This window comes from Halomonas sp. SIMBA_159, assembly GCF_046536035.1.
GTDB classification, from domain to species: Bacteria; Pseudomonadota; Gammaproteobacteria; order Pseudomonadales; family Halomonadaceae; genus Vreelandella; species Vreelandella venusta_A.
The window spans coordinates 1-269 of the sequence record NZ_JAWJBT010000659.1 but is presented as its reverse complement, the minus strand read 5'-3'; the positions used below and the strand labels follow the sequence as shown (position 1 = coordinate 269).

Genomic DNA, 269 nt, shown 5'->3' with positions numbered 1-269 from the left:
CGCGCGCTCACGGAAAATACTTTCCGTCACCACCACAGCGTTATCTACCAGCATACCGATGGCCAGCATCAGCCCCATCATGCTGAGGATATTCAGGCTGTAATTCATAAAGTACATCAGCCCCAATGCTATGCAGATTGACACAGGCACAGCCAGCACCACCACCATAGTGGTGCCAAAATGGCGTAAGAATAGATACAACACGGCAAAAGATAACAAGGCCCCGATACCTCCGGCGCTCAGTAAGTCGGCCAGTGAGGTGGTAACGC

Annotated in this window: 1 protein-coding gene; it reads right to left on the bottom strand. The window is 52.0% G+C overall.

Annotation, left to right across the window (positions count from 1 at the left end; all coding sequences use genetic code 11):
• On the bottom strand, window positions 1–255 hold a 255-nt coding region (locus tag R0J87_RS20850), incomplete at its 3' end, for an efflux RND transporter permease subunit (RefSeq protein WP_498888644.1).
• Window positions 256–269: the final 14 nt, after the last annotated feature.